Source organism: Herminiimonas contaminans, from assembly GCF_015645465.1.
GTDB classification, from domain to species: Bacteria; Pseudomonadota; Gammaproteobacteria; order Burkholderiales; family Burkholderiaceae_D; genus Oxalicibacterium; species Oxalicibacterium contaminans.
This window is the reverse complement of sequence record NZ_JADOEL010000006.1, coordinates 48,565-66,294: the sequence shown is the minus strand read 5'-3', so window position 1 is coordinate 66,294 and position 17,730 is coordinate 48,565. Positions and strand designations below refer to the sequence as shown.

The 17,730-nt window shown below is 54.6% G+C and carries 18 protein-coding genes and 2 tRNA genes; 5 read left to right on the top strand and 15 right to left on the bottom strand.

From position 1 onward, the window contains the following. Positions 1-57 precede the first annotated feature (57 nt). The 3 genes from IXC47_RS09500 to pip form a co-directional block, all read right to left on the bottom strand. Entirely contained in the window at positions 58-834 is a 777-nt protein-coding gene (locus IXC47_RS09500) for a YdcF family protein (protein ID WP_195875466.1), read from the bottom strand. 33 nt (positions 835-867) lie between these two features. Next, on the bottom strand, positions 868-1,326 hold the full coding sequence (locus IXC47_RS09495) for a TonB family protein (protein WP_195875465.1): 459 nt from the start codon (positions 1,324-1,326) through the stop codon (positions 868-870). Positions 1,327-1,443: 117 nt separating this feature from the next. Further along, the gene (pip, locus tag IXC47_RS09490; protein WP_195875464.1) at positions 1,444-2,415 is read right to left on the bottom strand and encodes a prolyl aminopeptidase; all 972 of its coding nucleotides are present in this window, start codon (positions 2,413-2,415) and stop codon (positions 1,444-1,446) included. A gap of 187 nt (positions 2,416-2,602) precedes the next feature. On the opposite strand from pip, the gene IXC47_RS09485 reads away from it, so the two are divergent. After that, positions 2,603-3,727: a mechanosensitive ion channel family protein gene (locus IXC47_RS09485; protein WP_195875463.1), complete on the top strand. Its 1,125-nt coding sequence runs from the start codon at positions 2,603-2,605 to the stop codon at positions 3,725-3,727. A 38-nt stretch (positions 3,728-3,765) separates the two neighbouring features. Here IXC47_RS09485 and IXC47_RS09480 read toward each other — a convergent pair whose 3' ends face one another. After that, entirely contained in the window at positions 3,766-4,194 is a 429-nt protein-coding gene (locus tag IXC47_RS09480) for a PACE efflux transporter (protein WP_195875553.1), read from the bottom strand. A gap of 228 nt (positions 4,195-4,422) precedes the next feature. Between IXC47_RS09480 and IXC47_RS09475 the strand changes: the two genes are divergently transcribed. Together IXC47_RS09475 and IXC47_RS09470 are read left to right on the top strand one after the other, a co-directional pair. Next, positions 4,423-4,498: transfer RNA gene (locus tag IXC47_RS09475), tRNA-Val, on the top strand. A gap of 36 nt (positions 4,499-4,534) precedes the next feature. Further along, positions 4,535-4,611, top strand: a tRNA-Asp gene (locus tag IXC47_RS09470). Positions 4,612-4,843: 232 nt separating this feature from the next. Here the strand turns inward: IXC47_RS09470 and IXC47_RS09465 are convergent. Further along, the gene (locus IXC47_RS09465) at positions 4,844-6,997 is read right to left on the bottom strand and encodes a TonB-dependent siderophore receptor (protein WP_195875462.1); all 2,154 of its coding nucleotides are present in this window, start codon (positions 6,995-6,997) and stop codon (positions 4,844-4,846) included. 302 nt (positions 6,998-7,299) lie between these two features. Here IXC47_RS09465 and IXC47_RS09460 point away from each other — a divergent pair, with 302 nt between their 5' ends. Continuing rightward, a complete protein-coding gene (locus tag IXC47_RS09460) occupies positions 7,300-7,971 on the top strand; it encodes an epoxyqueuosine reductase QueH (protein ID WP_195875461.1) in 672 nt (223 codons plus the stop codon). A gap of 36 nt (positions 7,972-8,007) precedes the next feature. Here IXC47_RS09460 and dinB read toward each other — a convergent pair whose 3' ends face one another. The 3 genes from dinB to IXC47_RS09445 all read right to left on the bottom strand — a co-directional run bounded on the left by dinB (position 8,008) and on the right by IXC47_RS09445 (position 10,256). Continuing rightward, positions 8,008-9,207 carry a DNA polymerase IV gene (dinB, locus tag IXC47_RS09455; RefSeq protein WP_195875460.1) on the bottom strand — a complete coding sequence of 400 codons (1,200 nt, stop codon included), beginning with the start codon at positions 9,205-9,207 and terminating at the stop codon, positions 8,008-8,010. Between the two features lie 220 nt (positions 9,208-9,427). Next, positions 9,428-9,760 (bottom strand): hypothetical protein, encoded by a 333-nt coding sequence (locus IXC47_RS09450; protein ID WP_195875459.1) that lies wholly within the window; start codon positions 9,758-9,760, stop codon positions 9,428-9,430. 157 nt (positions 9,761-9,917) lie between these two features. Then, on the bottom strand, positions 9,918-10,256 hold the full coding sequence (locus IXC47_RS09445) for a hypothetical protein (RefSeq protein ID WP_195875458.1): 339 nt from the start codon (positions 10,254-10,256) through the stop codon (positions 9,918-9,920). Positions 10,257-10,452: 196 nt separating this feature from the next. Between IXC47_RS09445 and IXC47_RS09440 the strand changes: the two genes are divergently transcribed. Beyond that, the gene (locus IXC47_RS09440) at positions 10,453-11,163 is read left to right on the top strand and encodes a hypothetical protein (protein WP_195875457.1); all 711 of its coding nucleotides are present in this window, start codon (positions 10,453-10,455) and stop codon (positions 11,161-11,163) included. A gap of 28 nt (positions 11,164-11,191) precedes the next feature. Here the strand turns inward: IXC47_RS09440 and IXC47_RS09435 are convergent, their stop codons facing one another. The 7 genes from IXC47_RS09435 to IXC47_RS09405 form a co-directional block, all read right to left on the bottom strand. Continuing rightward, positions 11,192-11,398, bottom strand: a complete 207-nt coding sequence (locus IXC47_RS09435) for a VF530 family protein (protein ID WP_195875456.1) — start codon at positions 11,396-11,398, stop codon at positions 11,192-11,194. Further along, positions 11,395-11,709, bottom strand: coding sequence for a DUF2288 domain-containing protein (locus tag IXC47_RS09430; RefSeq protein ID WP_195875455.1), 315 nt, complete (start codon positions 11,707-11,709; stop codon positions 11,395-11,397). Before IXC47_RS09430 ends, IXC47_RS09435 begins: the two co-directional genes overlap by 4 nt. A gap of 38 nt (positions 11,710-11,747) precedes the next feature. Beyond that, positions 11,748-11,954 carry a SlyX family protein gene (locus tag IXC47_RS09425; RefSeq protein ID WP_195875454.1) on the bottom strand — a complete coding sequence of 69 codons (207 nt, stop codon included), beginning with the start codon at positions 11,952-11,954 and terminating at the stop codon, positions 11,748-11,750. Positions 11,955-11,987: 33 nt separating this feature from the next. Then, on the bottom strand, positions 11,988-13,355 hold the full coding sequence (locus tag IXC47_RS09420) for a chloride channel protein (RefSeq protein ID WP_195875453.1): 1,368 nt from the start codon (positions 13,353-13,355) through the stop codon (positions 11,988-11,990). 87 nt (positions 13,356-13,442) lie between these two features. After that, complete coding sequence (locus tag IXC47_RS09415) at positions 13,443-15,503, bottom strand: UvrD-helicase domain-containing protein (RefSeq protein WP_195875452.1); 2,061 nt, start codon at positions 15,501-15,503, stop codon at positions 13,443-13,445. A gap of 97 nt (positions 15,504-15,600) precedes the next feature. Next, complete coding sequence (locus IXC47_RS09410; protein WP_230089481.1) at positions 15,601-16,962, bottom strand: TrkH family potassium uptake protein; 1,362 nt, start codon at positions 16,960-16,962, stop codon at positions 15,601-15,603. Beyond that, positions 16,959-17,609 carry a potassium channel family protein gene (locus IXC47_RS09405; protein WP_195875451.1) on the bottom strand — a complete coding sequence of 217 codons (651 nt, stop codon included), beginning with the start codon at positions 17,607-17,609 and terminating at the stop codon, positions 16,959-16,961. Before IXC47_RS09405 ends, IXC47_RS09410 begins: the two co-directional genes overlap by 4 nt. Between the last annotated feature and the right edge of the window lie 121 nt (positions 17,610-17,730).

Here is a 17,730-nt window from a genome sequence, read left to right as displayed (position 1 = left end):
AGATTCGCGGCTATGTGCCCGAGCTATGTTTATTCCACGCAATTTATTTCGCGCGACTCAATTGGCGAGATTGCGATACCGCCAGCGATACCAGGCCAGGCCCAGCCATTCATGTAAGGCATAAGCGCTCAATTGCAAGCCCTGACTGGATGGCAGGAAGTCGGCCGGGGTCATGTTTGCGTGACTGATGTAGATGGTAGGTGCTGCCACGACTTCCAGTCCGGTTTGCATGAATATCCATTTTGCGCGCTGCATATGGATCGCATCGGTGACCAGCAAGATGCGCGTCACACCCGCTGCACGCAGCATGCGCGCTGATAACTGCGCGTTTTCGGCGGTATTGTTGGAAACAGGCTCCTGCCAACGCACCGGCACTGAGAAGTCCTCCTTCAACACGCGCGCCATCACACTGGCTTCTGATCTATAGCCACCATCCGGACGACCGCCGCTGACCAATATCGGCAGATGGGTGCTGCGATACAGATGCGCCGCATATCGCAGGCGATGCAGACTGATGGCACTAGGGATATCTTGTCCGCCGTATTCGGGTGCATTAGTAATACGGCTACCGCCCAGCACAACGATAGCTTGTGCTCCTGCAGCATCACCGGCTTGCAACGGTGGATTTTGTTTTTCCAGTGGCGCGACGAACAAGCTGGAACCAAAACATGTGCTGCAAACTGTCAAAACCAGCAAGGCCAGTACTGAGATCGCCATACCGAGACGCGGCCAGCGCAGCCGCAGCAGCAAACCCAGCACGCATAGAAGAATCAGGTTTAATGGCGGCAGCAGCAATGCGCCTGCCACCGCGTTAAACAACCAGCCGCTACTCAAGACAGTGTCGCTCCGGCCACCAGCATGAAGCGCTTACTCATCCATCTGGGGTTCGGCGATGGTGCGCAACTGGAAGCGGCCATCCTTATTGAAGAGCCAGGTCTCGATCACCTCAACGCGACCATGTCGTAATAGTGCTGGCGCGGGTTTGGGAAAAGGTGCGGTATTGCGCACACTGGTGAGTGCCGTGGTCTCTGTCACGCGGTCGCGATTTGAGCGCATGATTTCGCTGCGCAACAAGCTGCCATTCGCATCCACCACGTACTTCACCACCACGACGGAACGCAGCAAGGCTTGCGGCCGACCGATATAGACCTTGGTGGAATTAACTTGCGTAATGCGATGGGCCAATGCGAGCTGGTACTCGCTGATCGAATCAGCCGTGGAAGTGCCGTCCGGTGTGGTTTCTGCCGGCTTATCCAGCAAGCTCCGCGCACCGCAGCCCGCCAGCAATAGTGCCAATGCACATAGGGTGATACGTTTTTTAATCATCGCTTTTTATCTTCATGCCGGAATCAACTGTTCGATGCGACATGAGCCGCATCACCTTAGCGACTATCTTAACGACATCGCGCACACATCGCCATCTTGCTGTTGGTCACTACATGTTTAGGTGAAGCCTTGCTGTAGACGGAACTGCTCGGTCGCCGCCACCAATGCTGCCGCCGTACCCGGCTCCAATGCCGCATGTCCCGCATCTGCAATGATCTGCAAACGTGCTTGCGGCCAGGCTTCATGCAAGCGATATGCGGATACCGGCGGACAAACCGCATCGTAGCGGCCTTGTATGATCACCGCAGGCAAATGACGAATCCGGTCGAGGTTGCGTATCAGTTGGTCTTCTTCCATAAAGCCGTGATGCAGGAAGTAATGTGCTTCCAGGCGACCGACCCCCAAAGCCACCACATCATCTTCGAGCACTTGCTGCATTTCAGGCTGTGGCTTCAGGAACAGGCAGTGCCCCTCATAGCGACTCCAGTCACGCGCCGCCTGCAAAGACACTTGCGCGTCATCGCTGAACAAACGCCGCTTATAGGCTTGCAGCAAATCGCCACGTTCTTCCAGCGGGATAGGCGCGACAAAGGCCGCATGCGCTTCCGGGAAAAACCAGCGCATGCCATACATAAACCAATCGATCTCGGCACGCGTACACAGGAAAATCCCGCGCAGTATAAAACCGAGGCAATTCTGCGGATGCGCTTGTCCATATGCGAGCGCCAGCGTCGCGCCCCATGAACCACCAAATACCAGCCACTGCTCGATCCCCAACATCGCGCGCAAGGCTTCAATATCGGAGATCAATAACTGCGTCGTGTTGTCACGGTACTCGCCCAAAGGCGTCGATTTACCGGCACCGCGCTGATCGAATAAAACAATGCGGTAATACTCGGGATTGAAAAATTGCCGATGACGTGGCGAAATCCCGCCGCCCGGACCGCCGTGGAGGAACAGTACCGGCACACCGCGCGGATTGCCGCACTCCTCCCAATACAGGGTGTGCAGGTCATCGACCGGCAACATCCCGCTACGATTGGCTTGCAGCGGAGGAAACAAGGGCAGTTCAGAGGTCGATGCATCCATGAATATGCGCTTAATAAGTAATTGATCTTAAGCAGGAAAGCCGCGGCCCGCCTGCCTCTCCGCACTATCGCCTATCATCCGCCGGAACTCTTTGCGAACTATTCCCGCCATGCAACCTCTACCTTAATGGTTAAAAGTTGTCGCATGCACAAACCATGCAATATGTATTTGAACAAGGGGTGATGGAATGATGTTACTGCAAGACTGGTTTATGTTTGGTATTTCGCTAAAGGATTGGTTACACGCATTACTGGCAACAGTAATCAGTTTCCTCATCATGGATCTGCTGACGCGCTTTGTGATGCGCGTGATGAAGCGCCGCATGTCCGTCCTCCATCTCATCACCAAGCGCCGCCTCGATGAAGTCATTGTCGGCACACTGGCCGGCACCAAACGCTTCCTGCTCCTGCTGCTGTCTATCCTGATCGGCCTCAATACACTCAGTCTGCCTGCCATGGTTGAACTCCGCCTGTCGCAACTCGGCATCATCCTGATCGGCATACAAATCGCTATCTGGCTCAATCGCGGCATCAATACCTGGATGGAAAAAGTGGTCGATCCTGAAGTCGATCCCGAGCTGCGCAACGCTGCCACGACCACCACCATGGTGTTCCTGCTGCGCATTGCAGTGATGTTTACCGTATTGCTAGCTGTCCTGGCGAATCTGGGCGTCAACATCACGGCCTTCGTCGCCAGCCTCGGCATCGGGGGCATCGCCGTCGCCTTTGCGCTGCAAGCCATACTCAGTGATTTGTTTGCATCGCTTTCAATCGGGCTGGATAAACCCTTTGAAGTCGGCGACTTCATTGTGGTGGACGATTTGCTGGGGACAGTCGAATACGTCGGCATCCGTACCACGCGCTTGCGCAGCCTGAGCGGCGAGCAACTGGTGCGCTCGAATACCGAGTTACTGAAATCGCCGATACGCAACTACAAGCGCATGTCGGAACGCAGGGTGTTATTCAACTTCGGCATCACGCATGACACACCCGTCGACAAAATTGCCGAGCTATCGGCGACTGTACGCAAAATCATCGAAGATGCACCGTCGACGCGTTACGACCGCGCACACTTTGTGCGTATCGGCCCCAGCAGCCTGGAATTTGAAGTGGTGTATTACCTGTTGAGCCGCGAATACACCGTGTACATGGATGTGCAGCAGCACATCAACCTGGAACTCATGCGCGCCTGCGCTGAGCGCGGCATCGTATTTGCCCATCCGACAACCACCTTGCATGTGCCGTCTGAAGTACATCTGTCCACCCGTCCCAATCTGGCGGATGCAGCGCGCCGCAAATCCGCTAACGCCTGATAACACACATGCCGGGGTCGCGCACCCCGGCAAGGTGCTTACTTGCTGACGCTACGCGCCTGACCCAGGCGGTAGCGAATAATGTCGTACACCCAGTTAAAACAAAACGCGTACAGCATAAAAAAGGCCGAGAAAATCAAATCCAGCGTCAGCGCATCCCACAGGGAAATTGCCAGCCACCATGCCGTCAGCGGCAAGGCGATAGACATAAAGAAGGCTTCAAAGCCAATGGTATGGCAAACACGCATACGAACCGTGCGGCGCCAGCCATAGCGGTGCTCAAAAGCCTCGTAGATATGGTTGTAAATCATATTGCTGGCCATCGCACTGAGCGCCAGCATCACGGCCAATGCGCCGAAGTGCAGCATATCCATGCCGAAGCCATAGGACATCAGCGGCACCAGGATAATGAGGGCGAAAAATTCAAACAGGACTGCGTGAATTATGCGGCGGAATAAAGTATTGATAACAGGTACTCGGAAATAACGGGAGGAAGGTGCCCATTATAGGTTGCCCGGGGCAAACTCGCTTGGCGCCACCAGGCGCTGAAAGATGGCTTTTTTCGCAATGAAAATACGCATTTCAAAAAAAGATTCTGCAAACAGTGGTGACAAATTTTTTAATATGCTCTATACTTCGCCCCCTTCAGGTGTGTTGGTAGACGTCAACACAAGTTTGGCTGAGCATACGTACGCGGGTGCTTAGCTCAGTTGGTAGAGCGGCGCCCTTACAAGGCGTAGGTCGGCGGTTCGACCCCGTCAGCACCCACCATCAGTCAAACAAAGAGCCTGAAGCAGTTTAGTAGTTGGAGTGGTAGTTCAGTTGGTTAGAATACCGGCCTGTCACGCCGGGGGTCGCGGGTTCGAGTCCCGTCCACTCCGCCAGAAAAAGAAAATGCCCGCGCAAGCGGGCATTTTTGTTTCCTCTTCCTATTTCGGCGTAGCCGACGCATTGCGGATGGAATGAGCCCCCTGCGCGGCTCATAACGGGAGTCGAAGCGATTTGCTTGCAAGCAAATCGGCGGTCTGCGGAACGTAGGCGAGTCCCCTCCACCCCGCCGGATAAAGAAAATGCCCGCACAAGCGAGCATTTTCTTTTTTAGCTTTTACAGCGATATCAAAATATTTTTTTCACTGCCAACATGACCGCGCGCGGCTCACCATAGAAATTCTGACGTCCGAAGTTACTGACTTTTTCATAGTATTTCTTATCAAACAAATTGGTGACCGTCAGGCTGGCAGTCGTTGTACTGTCGATCTGGTAGCCCACCTGTCCGCTCACCGTCGCGTAGCCATCTCCCACTACACGCGTCGCACCAATTCCTGAAGCAAAATCACTCACTACTTTCAAACCACCTGCCAGACTCCAGCGATTGAAGGCGCCGTCACGCCAGCTATGCTTGGACCACAGATTGAAACTATGTCGCGGCGTGATCGGTGAAAATGCCTGCCCCACAGACGCTATCGGCGCTTGCAGGTATTTAGCCGAGGTATAGGCATAACCTGCGATCAATTCCCAGCCCGCTGCAAGTTGACCACTGACCTCCGCTTCCAGGCCCTGGCTCCGCACTTTGCCGCCGGCAATGGAGTCGGTCAGGCTTGGTGTGCTCGTGTCATCGATGGCCCGGTCTTTATCGATAATCCGGAACAACGCGAAGCTGGTATTGACGCGCTTGTCGAGCCATTCACTTTTTATACCAAACTCAATCTGCGAACCTGTGCGCGGATCCAGCAACTTGCCATTCTTATCTATTGCTGTCTGACCGACAAAGGTTTCTGCGTAACTGGCATACAATGAGGAATTGTCGCTCAAGGTATAGATCACACTCGTCAATGGTGTGAACTGCGTACCAGGCTTGGAAGTCGAACTGACTACACCTGTAGTCGGATTTCTCGACTCCGTTTCCCAACGTCCTAAACGCCCGCCTAACAGGAAAGTCCAGCGATCCAGGGGCTTGAGCTGCACCTGTCCGTAAAGGCCGGTCTGTGTTTGTTTGCTGCCCGCGTTGTAATCCCCAAAATTCAGCGCTGGATAGGAAATATTATTGTTCGGGTGATAGATATTCATCGTACCCGTGACACCCGCAGCTTGCCTGTTCTTTGATTCTTCCGTGCTGCGATTTACGCCCAGCAACACTTTGTGCGTACGACCACCTAATTGAAACGGCCCTGCATAGTAAGCATCAAGATTGACGTTCCGTGCTTCCTGCTGGAAACCGACCGTTTGATAAAGAACATCTCCAGTAGTAACGCTGGCCAATCCGTTCGCTCTTAGCACCTTGTATAGCATTGCGCGATCGATCTGGCGCGCTGCAAATTTGAACAAACCACCGTCGTCGAACTTATGCTCAAGTTCAGCAAACATGTCATCCGTTTGCAGATCCTGCACATTGTTCTTGCTGCCGATGAGGGTAGAGCGGGAGACATTCGGCAATGTGTAGTTTGCCAGCGCCGGTAAACCTTGATCGATCACAGCATCAACCGTTTGATGCGCCAGGCCCACCGATAAAGTGGTCCTTGAAGTCAGATCTATTTCCACCGTACCGTAGCCGAGCTTCTTTTTGCTTTCGAGGGTGTTGACGAAGCTTTCCCGGTCATCAACCAGACCGACGACCCGCGCCCTGATCCGCCCGGCTTCATCCAGCTTGCTGGTCAGGTCAAATTCTGCACGGCGCGTATCCCAGGAACCCAGCATGACACCTACGCTGCCAGCAAAGTCAGCACGGGCCCGCTTCCTCACCAGGTTAATGGTGCCACCCGGCTCGCCCGCCCCCTGCAACAAGCCTGCCGGGCCACGCAATACTTCTATCCGGTCATAAATCGCAGTATCAAGTGCGGTCGAATAGTTGGCTCCCTGGCTGATGGCCAGGCCATCCAGCTGGATAGTGCCAATATCAAAACCACGAGCCTGAATCGAGTTGAAGTTACCTGCACCATCCAGACGCGTCACATTGACACCGGTGGTTTGTTTGAGGACGTCTTCGATTTTGGTGACGTTCTGGTCATCCATGCGTTGACGCGTGACAACACTGATCGATTGCGGGGTTTCCCGCAGTGTTTGCGGGATCTTGGAGCCCACCGTCACCGCATGCACGGCATAAGAATGCGTAAGCTCACTGCTGGCGTCATCGCTGGCGGTCACCTTCACCTCGGGCAGGGTAGTCGTCACAGCAGCCGGGGCGGCGGGGTCATTTTGTTGGGCAAAAGCGAGCGTAAGCGGCGCAGCCCAAGCCAGGCTTACCGCCAAGGCGATGGTAGATTGATGCAGCACAGTTGTTCCTTTTAAAGGCACTGGCTGACGATAGGCTGGCTGGCGCAGATGAAATTAAGAAAAATCCCGGCCATTCTAAAACGTAATAATTCTCATTAATATAAATTTGCGCATTTTTTGGCGTGCTGCGTTACATATTTGCCACGCATTGCAGATCAAGGCTCCAGATTCAGATCTGGCAGCTTCTGCTACCATAGCGACCTCAACAAATTAATAGCCCGCCTTCCTTGCCTTTTGGCACCTCGGTACGACAATGTAGTAACCAATACAGTGACCGCAGCAGGGACTATGCGAGAACCAAGATGACCGATTCCACGCCTGATTTCAAACGCGAACCGATTCCCCTGCCGAGCAAACCCGGCAAGGTCCTGCTGCATTCCTGCTGCGCACCCTGCTCGGGCGAAGTGATGGAAGCGATGCTGGCGAGCGGTATCGAGTACGCGATTTTCTTTTACAACCCGAACATCCATCCGGAAAAAGAATATCTACTACGCAAGGAAGAAAACATCCGGTTTGCGGAAAAACACGGCATCGAATTCATCGACGCAGATTACGACACAGATAACTGGTTTGCACGTGCCAAGGGCATGGAAGATGCCCCTGAGCGCGGCGAGCGCTGCACGATGTGTTTCGACATGCGCTTCGAACGCACGGCGCTGTATGCGCATGAACACGGCTTTCCGGTCATCTCCAGCTCACTCGGTATCTCACGCTGGAAAGACATGAACCAAATCAATGATTGCGGTGTACGGGCTGCAGCCAAATATCCGGACATGCTGTACTGGGAATATAACTGGCGCAAAAAAGGCGGCTCGGCCCGCATGATCGAGATCTCCAAGCGCGAGGATTTTTACCAGCAGGAATACTGCGGCTGCGTCTATTCGCTGCGCGACACCAACCGCCATCGCCGTGATAACGGCCGCGACAAGATTTCATTTGGCGTGCAGTTCTACCGTTCCAATCCTGCCAAATAAGCATGCGCAGGATCACTGCGCATGTCCTATCAAGATTTATTTGGAATCCGCAGACTCGCGGAATAACTCACCCTGCATGACCACGGGCCCACCAACTGGCTCCGCGCCCTTCTTGGCCAATGTGCCGATACGCACGCCCAACAGGCGGAAAGGCTGATCCAGCGGAATGCGCTTGAGGCATTCCCCTGCCGCCTGCCGGATCGCGACAGCATCATCGGTATAGGTCGGCAGAGTCAGGTCGCGGGTGACTATCCTGAAGTCGGTAAAACGTAGCTTGATACCGACCGTGCGACCAACAAAACCCTTGCGCTGCAAGTCCCCGGCTACGCGTTCGCACAAGCGGGTAAAGATGCCACTCAATGCTTCACGATCACGCTTCGCATGCAGATTACTTTCAAAGGTGGTCTCACGACTGACCGACTTGGGTTCGGAGTAAGTAACCACCGGGCGTTCATCGATGCCCTGTGCAACCCGTCCCAGCCAGTCTGCATAAGAGCGGCCGAAATGCTCATGCAGGACGGCGGCATCTGCAGCGGCCAATTCCTCTATGGTATTCAAGCCGAGTGCCGTCAATTTTTCTGCCGCGCGTGGACCGATGCCATTGATCTTGCGCGCAGGTAGCGGCCAGATACGCGTTACGATATCCGCCTGCGTCAGTATGGTCAGGCCATTTGGTTTTTCCAGGTCTGAGCATATCTTCGCCAGCAGTTTATTCGGTGCGATGCCTATCGAACATGACAAACCGGTGGCTTGCTGGACTGCCGTCTTGATACGCGTCGCCAGTGCCAATGTTTCTTCAGCGTGTTCACTGAGGTCGATATAGATTTCATCGATGCCGCGATTTTCTATGTGCGGCGCGATGTCGGCGACTGCCTGTTTGAATAAGCGTGAGTAGTGACGGTAAGCATCAAAGTCCACTGGCAGCAGGATAGCATCGGGGGCGAGCTTGGCTGCCTTCATGATACCCATCGCGGAGAACACACCCAGCGCCCGCGCTTCATAGGTCGAAGTCGTCACGACCCCGCGTCCGACGTAGTCTCGTAACCTTGCATACTGCCGACTACCGTCTTCCTGCGTCACCGGCGCATGCACTGACATCCCGCCGATCACGACAGGCTGGCCACGCAATTCCGGATAGCGCAGCAATTCAACCGACGCATAAAAGGCATCCATATCAAGATGCGCAATGCGACGAGCGCGCGGCGACTCAACGGGTGGAGGAAGGGAGGCAGACATACTGTGGGGAATAAAACCTCGCGTAATACGCTTACGCGCGATTTCGACTGACCGGGTTCAGGTAAAACGATATTTTACCGATGCCGGTCAAGCTTGATGGGACGATTTGAATTTATATCGTCAGTACACAGGAAGGAATGGTTGCAGCTGTAACGTTAGCTGCAGACAGGATGGCAAACCTGTGCGCCGCATACTCGCGGCGCACAGGCAAGCCCGTCTTTTATTTCATAGGTTCATTTCTGATTTCAGCTGCCCGTGTGCTATTCGCGTCCTTGACAGCTTCGCGTCGTTCAGCACGCGCCGCGCCGACTTCCTGCTTGTATTCGGTGCGCGCCTCTTTACGTTCAGCGCGATATTCTGCATTCGCCTGGCCACGTGCGATACGCGCTTTTACATACGGATCCTGCGTATAGTTCAGGCGTGACTGATCGATGTAAGCGGGATCATTCGGTGGCACTACAGCCTGTGATTGCGACATTGGAGCCTGCGCCGCTGCGATCTGGGCAAACATGGCGACGGCGGTGCCGGCGAGTATGGTGCTTAATTTTGTCATGGCAAGTCCTTTGTTCAATAATAAGAAACCAGACGATGTATCCGTCCGGCAATTCATGCTGCCTGTCCACTGACAGGCATCACACGCTTTATTACTGACCCACCATATTGTCGAAAAGTTCAGCTTTTAAATGAACATCATGCCCCGCAGTAACTTTTTAGCGGGCTCCCGACCACCACAATGCGATTGCCACAAGCGACAACAAGGTCGCAATAACCGACATTGCCGTTAGCCGCCGATAACGGCGTTCATTGGCGATGACGCCTTGTTCCAGCGTCACCACCATCTGCTTCAATTGCTCGGCCAGCTCCTTGATATGCACGGCGTTATGCGAGGCGACTTCCTGCAATTCGCTAATCTGCCTTTGCAATAATGCTTCTTGCGTGGCCGCGTTTTCATCGATCTTGCGGCTTTGAAACACCGGTAGGGCGGCAGAGATAATCGTACCCACATGTGGCAATACGGCTTTCACCGCAGGCAGTAGCCATGTATACATAATGCGTCCTTGCTTGATTGCGGAAATGAATGTCGGCCACGACCGACTGCGTGCGGCCATTTAAACAGATTCATCCGTTCCTCACAAATAAGCGCCTGGCTTACATTTCCACTTCGTACCCTTCGGGTTTTAAGTTATATTGCAACGACGCTTGCCCGCGGACAAAATGCGCGGGCAAATAACATCAATTTTAAGAATGACTGCCCCGCCCATGCTCGACCCAAATGCATTACTCAAGCCATTGAATGGCTACATCGTAGAAGACCTGACCAATGCCGATATCGCCGCCACCGGCGCGATTGCAGCATCGATCCTGGGCGACCTTGCTGCACCCGTATTGAAAATGCTGTCCGTCGCCGGTGATTCCGCCGATGACATTTCACTGGAATTTTTTCCGGACCCGGATGATGAAAGCACACCGGGCACACTGATTTTCTGGCCAGCGACCCGCACCAGCCTGAAGAGCTCGTATGACGACGCGTATCAGGCCGAGTACTCGTTGCGCCTGGCGGTGTTCCTGTCGGAGCGCGATGATTCGGATGTGATTTACCCGGCTGGCTTCAGCATGGTGCTCAAGCTCAATGAAAGCGCGTGTGAATTAGTAAAGAACCTGCCACCGGCAGTATTTGAACGTCTTGAGTTCCAGATGAAAGGCGGCCCTTTGCCGGGCGGCTTTGAATTCCTCGATGACAGCGAACATATTCCGGTCTTGCCAAATATGCGCCGCCAGTTCCTGAAAGCGATTACCCGCGCGCACTCGGTCACCGCGAAAAAGCGCAGCAAGGAATTTGAAGCAGTCATGGTGCATTACATCTGGGACAACACCGAACCGCAAGCGCACTTTGAAGCCGTGTTGTCGACACTGGCGACCTTGTTCGTCGCGGTTCACCATCAATCGAAACTGTAATCCTGCCCTACCAGCATGCCCGGCGATTTTAGTCGGGCATGTGTATAAACAACTCTTCCACCTTGCTTCTGGCCCACGGCGTTTTGCGTAGGAAAGTCAGGCTGGATTTAATGCTCGGATCGATATTGAAGCACTTGATATCGATGCGACGCCCCAGTTCTTCCCAGCCGTAGTACTCCACCAGCTTCAGCAAAATCTTTTCCAGGCTAAGGCCGTGCAAGGGATCCTTGTTCACGCCAGCTTCTTTTCTTGTACCAATACCCACGGCCGTGCCACTACCGTCCACAGCATGGCATCAGCCTCCAGCCAGATATGCGCTTGTGCATCACTGACCTTGGCCAGTTGACCGGCATTCAGCCATTGCTCGACCGCCGCCTTATCATCAACTGCAAAGCGCGCTGCCACATCGACCAGATCCAATTCGTCGGCAACCACGATGACCAGGCCACCGGCAAAATAGCGTAGCAATTCCTGCCACCCGATTTGCGAGGTTTCCATATTCAGCTTGGCGTGCAACAACTGTTGTTCTTCGTTTGGTGTACTCATGATTCGGTCTATATAAATTCGGGATAATGATTACCGCATTAGTAATGCGGCGGTCTTTCATTCGCGGCATTTTGTTCGTTACCGGCGCTGACGACATCCTTCAGGCGACGTGCCAGTGCGGCACATAACGCTTCCAGTTCATCGATTTTCTTTTGCTGCTCATAGACCAGCTGATTCAGGGAATCGAGCAAGTCTTCCTGGCGCGCAATTTTGATCTCGATATCGACGATGCGATCTTCGTTCATCTTGTGTACTTCCTGATTAAGGTCCGGCACGACTCAACTTTCGGTCGTGCGCGACATCCTGTGTTGGTGCAACGCCTCGCGCCGGAAATTCCGTGAAGCTGCATGATAAAAAGGCCGCGGACAAAATTGCCGGGACACCAGCGAGGCCGCCAGCGTCGTTGCCAGCAACAGCAATGTCACATCCTGGCTGCGCGTCATTTCCATGACGATCACACTGGCAGTAATCGGTGCTTGCGTAGCAGCAGCCAAAAAAGCCGCCATCGACAACAAGGCAATCAGCCGTCCATCCACCGCACCCGGCAACAATTGAGCGATATTGTCGCCGATACCGGCACCTATCGCCAATGAAGGCGTAAAAATCCCGCCCGGAATACCGGCGAAATAAGACAGTATGGTTGCGCCCAGCTTGGACAAGCCAAACAGCATGCTATCGACCGGATGGCCGTTCAGCAAAGCTGCGGCCTGCTCATAGCCAGTACCATAGGTTGTACCTTGCGCCAACATACCCAGCAAAGCCACCAGCAAACCGCAAACAGCTGCCAACAAAACCGGATGACGCTCACTCCAGCTGCGCTGGGTGGCAGGCAACCATGCTGCCGGCCCGGCCAGCAACATCTTGCCGAACAGACCTCCCAATACACCATTCACCAACGCACATACCAGGACGATCCACCACGCTGCATTCAGGGCGAGTATCGATTCGTTGAGATGAAAGTAAGAGTTATTGCCAAATACCGACAAGGCAATGAAACCAGAACCCAGTACCGCGGACATCACCAGCCGGTCCCAACGCACAGCTGTACCGCGACCTAACTCCTCTATCGCAAACACAACACCCGCCAACGGTGTATTAAAGGCTGCTGCCAGGCCGCCTGCTGCACCAGCTGCAATCAAGGCTTCCGGACGAAAACCGACAGCAAAGCGCGGACGCTTCTGCCACCACCGTCCCCATGCCAGCATCACAGCCGCTCCGACCTGTACCGAAGGTCCCTCACGTCCGATAGAGGCACCAACCAGCAAACCCGCCGCCGTCAACACCACTTTCCACATTGATTGAACCGGCGATACCAGGCTATTTTGCGCGGCGCCAGCCGGCAGTGACATTGCGGCAATCACTTGCGGGATGCCGCTACCGCGCGCCTGCGGCGCAAGCCGGATCGTCATCCAGCGTATGCCCGCAAAGCCCAGCGGCAACATCAGCAAGGCGCTCCACCAGTAAGCATGTGTGATCTTGCGATTCAGGCCCAGCATCTCTTCCGCCAACCATGCAAAGCCCAGCGAACATACAGCGACACAGGCTGCACCACCGAGGAAAATCGCAATGCGGAAGGAATGACGCGACACCCGTGCGGTGTGGCGTACATGTTTTTTCATCGTACGGAAAGTCGATTGATTTGCCATCGTTCAGCTCACTCAGGTCTTTGATAGTGACGGATATATCAGCATCAGAAGGCCAGCATGATCCATGCCATCCGTCGGCAGGCAGGATCAGGCTTCAGCTGACTTCGGCTTTTGCAGCAGGGCCTTCAGGTTGGCGAGTCGGTTCTGCGGCGTAATAACTTCTTCTTCGGTCGGGACGGCATCGCCTTCATCCAGTTTCATTTCCTTAATGAAGCGCGAGATATCGCAATGCACGTGCTCACGTGCACGCTTGCGCTTTTTACACCAGCTCACATGCAGCGAACGCTGCGCCCGTGTAATGCCGACATACATCAGGCGGCGCTCTTCTTCTATGCGCGCGCCCAGCGTATCAACCGGCGCATCGGGATCACCCTTGTGCGGCAGGATGCCCTCTTCCACACCGACCAGGAAAACATGCGGAAACTCCAGTCCCTTGGAAGCATGCAAAGTGGACATGCGCACCGCATCCGGTTCTTCATCCTTGCCGTCCAGCATGGTCATCAATGCCACCATCTGGGTCAGATCGAGCAGGCTTCTTTCAGGATCGTTGCCGTCCTTGCCACCGGAGCCTTTTTCTTTCAGCCACATCGTGAAATCGATCACGTTTTGCCAGCGCGACTGCGCCTGCCGGTCATCGAAGTTATCGTACAAATAGGCTTCGTAATTGATCTCTTTCATCATATCGTCAAGCAAAGACGCTGCATGACCTTCGCGATGCGCATGTCGTTCGAGATTATTGATGAAGTTGCAGAACTCGCGCAGAGGCGTCAACTGACGATCTGCCAGCTTGGATTCCAGGCCGCCCTTGAATACCGCTTCGAATAGCGAGCATTGCCATTGACCAGCGAAGGCACCCAGCGCCTCCAGCGTCGATTGCCCGACACCGCGCTTAGGCGTGGTAACTGCACGGATGAACGCGGGATCGTCGTCCTGGTTCGCAATCAGGCGCAGATAACTGATAATGTCTTTGATTTCGGCGCGGTCAAAGAAACTCTGTCCGCCGGAAATCGTATAGGGAATGCGCTCTTTGCGCAGCGCCTGCTCGATCACACGTGCCTGGTGGTTGCCGCGATACAGGATGGCGTAATCGGAAAACTTGGCACGCCGCTCGAAACGATGCGCAGACAACATGATCGCGATTTGTTCCGCTTCCTGATCGTCGTCCTGCATACCCATGACTTTGACCGGATCACCCAGGCCATGCTCGGACCACAATGATTTCTCGAACAGCTTGGGATTATTGGAAATAACAGAGTTAGCGGCCTGCAAGATGCGCGTACTGGAACGATAGTTTTGCTCCAGCTTGATGATGCGCAAATCCGGGAAGTCGACTTGCAGCTGCTTCAGGTTTTCTATAGTGGCACCACGCCACGCGTAAATCGCCTGGTCATCGTCGCCTACGGCTGTAAACATCGGCTTCTTGCCGACGCCTGTCACCAGCAATTTCACCAGTTCGTACTGACAGGTATTCGTATCCTGGTATTCATCGACCAGCAGGTAGCGCAAACGCCGCTGCCATTTGTCGCGCACCGTTTCATTATGGCGGAATAACTCCACCGGCAAGCGTATCAGGTCATCGAAATCAACTGCCTGGTAAGCGGACAGGGTCGCGACATAGTTGCGGTAGATACGCGCGGCTTGTGCCTCGTCTTCATCCTTGGCCTGGTTCAGCGCGGTGTCCGGATCGATCAGGCCGTTCTTCCATAAGGACATAGACGTTTGTATGCGTCGGATCAATTGCTTGTCGGTCGTGACCGCCAGATCCTGTACCAGCGAGAAACAGTCGTCGCTATCCATGATGGAAAAGCGATCTTTCAGGCCCAGTTCTTTCGCTTCCTGGCGCAAGATTTTGACGCCCAGCGAATGGAAGGTGCTGACGGTCAACTGCTTGGCCTGCTTCGGCTCTTTCAGCAGTTTGGCGATACGTTCCTGCATTTCCAGCGCGGCCTTGTTAGTAAAGGTCAGCGCGGCAATGTTCCTGGCTTCATAGCCGTGTTCTTCAATCAGGCTGGCGATCTTGGTCGTGATCACGCGGGTCTTGCCCGAACCCGCTCCGGCCAGCACCAGACATGGGCCGTCCATGTACTTGATGGCGTCGCGCTGCGGCGCGTTAAGACCGTGTGTGGCTGGATTCGGGGAGTTGGACATCAGGTAAACCGGGAAAGAAAGCCAGTCATTGTATCAGCCTGCGGACTGTCATCGTCGGCATTCACCGCGTTTCCGTCTGACATGCAAAATGGGCAACTTAACCAATGTTCACGCGCCCTGCCGGATAGGTGACACCAGCGCCGCGCGAATTAGCCAGCGTAAAAGCCAAGGTCAGCGGCCCTACACGTCCGACCAGCATCAGGATCATCACGACCCACTGCCCGCTAAACGATAAAGTCGATGTCACGCCACGCGACAAACCGGTGGTGGAAGCCGCCGACACAACTTCAAAAGCCAGGTCGAGGAAGCTGGCCTGCTCGGTCAGAGTCAACAGGAAAGTGCCGGTCACTACAAAGAACAGCGCGATGATGGTAATTGCCAGTGCGCGCAAGGTCAGGCTGGCGTCTATGCTGCGACCGAAGAGCACCGGATTGTGTTGCTGGCGCAGGAAAGCCCGTGTCGCGATCAGCAGGATGATAAATGTCGTGAGTTTGATACCGCCGCCGGTAGAACCGCTGCCCGCACCAATGAACATCAGCGTCATCACGAAGAAGGCACTGCCCTGCGTCAGCATGGACGTATCCATCGTCGTGAAACCAGCCGAACGCGGCGCTACTGCCTGGAACCAGCTGGCCCACAACTTGGTACCCAGTCCATGCAGGCTGCCCAGGGTATCCGGATTGCCGTATTCCAGCGCAAACAGGACCAGCATCGCCAGCAAGTTAATGAATAGCGTACCCACCAGCATCAGCTTGGTATGCAGCGCCAGTTCGCGGAAGCGCCGCTTGGCGCGCAAGTCGGCAATCACTGCAAAGCCTATGCCGCCCGAAATGAACAGGAAAGTGATAACGATATTTATCAGCGGATTGCCGACATAATTTGCCAGGCTATTTGCTTCGAGGCCAAAGCCGGCATTATTAAAAGCGGATACCGCATGGAAGAAACTGAAAAACAAGCCCTGCGACCAACCCAGTTGTGGCACCCACTGTATCGCCAGCAACAAGGTACCGGACAATTCCATCACGATGATGAAACCAAACAGCACGCGCAGCAGCGCCTGCATATCCAACCGCCCGCTTTGATTCAGCGAATCCTGTAAGGCGACACGATCACGCAGGGTCAAACGACCACTGGTCAAATGGATGATGAGTACGCCAAAGGTCAGCAAACCTATACCACCCAGCTGGATCAGACCCAGCAGCACCCACAAACCGAATTGTGTGAAGTGGCTGCCGACGTTAAGCACAGACAGGCCGGTAATTGTCGACGCCGAGACAGCTGTAAACAAAGCCTGCATCCAGGTTGTAGGACTGTTGCTCGCCATCGGCAGCTTCAGCAAGACCGTGCCGACCAGCGACAAACCGACGAAAGACAAGATCAGGGCTTGTGGCGGTGTCAGGTGTAAGACCTGGCGTCTTACCTGGCGATAGACCAGCGGCGGACGAAACCCGCGTTTCATAAGTAGGGCGAGAGATTACGCAAATTATCGAGGGTACCGACCATCACCAATTGATCGCCGACGCGGAAAACGTAGTCATTCGATGGCGGCGTCATGATTTCCCGCTGGTGTTTGACCATGAGCATCTGCACGCCGCGGCCGTCCAGACCCAGCGACGCTATGGTTTGTCCAACCAGCTTTTCTGATGCACGCACTTCTACCGTAAACAAGTCATGACCCAGGCTGATGTAGTCCAGTACCTCCGGATACATCATGGCGTGCGCCAGGCGCAGCCCCATTTCATGCTCGGGGTGCACGATGTGATCGGCGCCCAGCTTGTGCAGGATGCGGTGATGATTGTGGTTAAGCGCCTTGGCCCAGACTTCCGGCTTGGGCATATTCTTGACGGTCAGCGTAACCAGGATATTGGCCTCCAGGTCTTCACCGATGGCGACGACTACCGCATCACTGTCGTGTACGCCGAGGTCGCGCAGCGTATCTTCGTTACGCGCATCGGCCACCACTGCCTGCGTGATGTCATCGGCAATCGCGTTGACATGCCCGGGGTCGAGATCGATGCCGAGCACATCGTTGCCCAGGCGTGCCAGTTCGCGGGCCACAGTAGAGCCAAAGGCTCCCAATCCGATAACGGTGAATGTGCGTTTCATGATGGAAATTCAGCAAGAGATAATCGGCATTAGACCATAAGTACCTAGCCGCAGGCGCACTGTAAATCTTACAAGCGTACTTATCTCTGCCTATCTTCTGCTGCGCCCTCGCCACATCAAG